This is a genomic window from Paracoccus sp. (in: a-proteobacteria), from assembly GCF_030536915.1.
GTDB lineage: Bacteria > Pseudomonadota > Alphaproteobacteria > Rhodobacterales > Rhodobacteraceae > Paracoccus.
On sequence record NZ_JAUNPC010000188.1, the window covers coordinates 1 to 2,256 of the forward strand.

Consider the following 2,256-nt stretch of genomic DNA (forward strand, 5'->3'; position numbering starts at 1 on the left):
TGCCCGAGAGGCTGGCCGAGCCTGCGCAACCCGGCGCGCCGAAGAAGCAGTCCTCGGGCGGCGAGCGGATCGCCAAGGTCATGGCCCGCGCGGGTGTCGCCAGCCGGCGCGAGGCCGAGCGGATGATCGTCGAAGGCCGCGTCACCGTGAACGGCCGCAAGATCGCCAGCCCGGCGCTGGACGTGCTGCCCTCGGACAAGGTGACGGTGGACGGCAAGCCCATGGAGGCCGCGCAGGAAACGCGGCTCTGGCTTTACTACAAGCCCGTTGGCCTCGTCACTTCGGAAGCCGACGAGAAGGGCCGCCAGACGGTCTTCGACGCGCTGCCCCGTGACCTGCCCCGGGTGATGAGCGTGGGCCGGCTGGACCTCAACTCCGAGGGCCTCCTGCTGCTGACCAATGACGGAGAGCTGAAGCGGCGGCTGGAACTGCCCTCGACCGGCTGGCTGCGCCGCTACCGCGTGCGGGTGAACGGCCAGCCCAATGACCTGACCTTTGATCCCCTGCGCCGCGGCGCCACCATCGAGGGCGAGGAATTCGCGCCCATGGAAATCAAGCTGGACAGCCAGCAGGGCGCCAACGCCTGGCTGACCGTCGGCATCCGCGAGGGCCGGAACCGCGAGATCCGCCGCGCGATGGCCCATGTCGGGCTGATCGTGAACCGCCTGATCCGCATCGGCTACGGTCCCTTCAAGCTGATCGGCATGGAGGAGAACGAGGTCCGCGAGGTCAAGCGCCGCGTGTTGCGCGACCAGCTGGGCGGGTTGCTGACGGGCGATGCCGACGCGACCGAGGAACGCGGCGGGCGCCCGGCCCGCAGCGACTCGGCCCGCGGGTCCCGCCGTGATGACCGCGCCCCGCGCCGGGATGGCGACGGCGAGCGCCAGCCCCGGCGCGAAGGCGACCGCAGGCCATGGGCAGCCGACCGTGCCGAGAAGGACCGGACGCCGCGAAAGCCGCGCCATGGCAGCGACGGGGGCGACCGCCCCGCCCGTGCGGGTGCCGGGCGTAGCGGGACAGGCGAAGGCTACGACCGCAAGCCCCGCGCATTCGGCGCGGATCGCCGTGATGAGGGGACAGCGCGTGGCCCTCGGCAGGCCGGCTTCGACCGCCGGGGCGAAGGCCATCCCGATCGCGAATCCGGGTTCACGGGCAGGACCCGTGCAGGCGAGGGCGGCGAGCGGGGACCCCGGCCGCCGGGCCGCTTCGGGCGGCCGGGTGACGGATCCCGGCCCGAAGGGGACAAGCGCCCGCGTGCCCCACGGGCCGAAGGCGGGTCCGATCGCAGGGGCTTCGCCCCCCGGCCGGACGGGGGGGACCGCCCGCGCGGTCCCAGGCCGCAGGGTGAGCGCCCTCGTGCCGACCGGCCGCACGAAGGCGGCAGGGACTTTGACCGGGACCGGTCCGACAGGGTCCGGTCGGACCAGCCGCGCGGCGACCGCAAGCCCTGGGCCGCGCGTGAGGACCGGAACGGGACCCACGCGCCGCGTCCGCCCCGCGAGGGCGGTCCCCGCACTCCACGCAGTGGCGAGACCGAGAGCGGCTTTTCGCGCAAGCCCCGCGCGGCCCGGCCTGATCGCGCCGATGCCTCGGCCTCGCAGGGGGATCGGCCGTTCCGCGGACCCCGGCCCGCCGGGGCAGGGGGACGGCCGCCCAAGCCCGGCACCGGCCCGCGCGGCCCTGCGCCCTCGGGAAGGGGGCCGGGCGGCAAGCCGGGGCGGGACGGTGGGTCCCCGAAAGGCGGCGGGCGGCGCTGACAGCCACGCCTCGGGGCAGGGGAGAGCCCTGCACCCGAGGCCAGCCGATCCGGGGTGCAGGGGCCAAGGCGTCAGGAACGGACCTGGGGATATCTGCAAGGCCTAGGGGGATCAGGGGCGATGGCTGCCTGTCTTCCCCGAAGCTTTGGAAAAGCTGCGACTTTTCTACCTCGGAATCGCCTTACGGTGCATAACTGCCACAGGTCTGGCCGTGCCCGGGGCAGGGCGGAACCAAGCCAACCAGAACGGGTTGGCGATTATGCAACAGTGATCGCTGACCCGCAGCGGAACCGGCCGTTAGCCGCTTTTCAACTTGAGGGCTTTGTGTAACTGTCGCTTCGATGCTGTCGGGAAACCGGCAGACTTCAAAAGAGTACGGAGCATGATCATGACCAAATTCGCTACCTTCGCCGCGGCCCTTGGCCTGTCGGCCTCGACCGCCCTCGCCGGCGGCTACGTCGCCCCGGTCGTCGACGTCGAACCCGTCGTCGTCGACACC

General features: G+C 72.6%; 1 protein-coding gene. It reads left to right on the top strand.

Going from position 1 to position 2,256, the window contains the following annotated elements; all coding sequences use genetic code 11:
• Positions 1-1,757, top strand: a 1,757-nt coding sequence (locus Q4F04_RS15540; RefSeq protein ID WP_368660742.1) for a pseudouridine synthase, incomplete at its 5' end; no start/stop codon positions are given.
• Positions 1,758-2,256 lie beyond the last annotated feature (499 nt).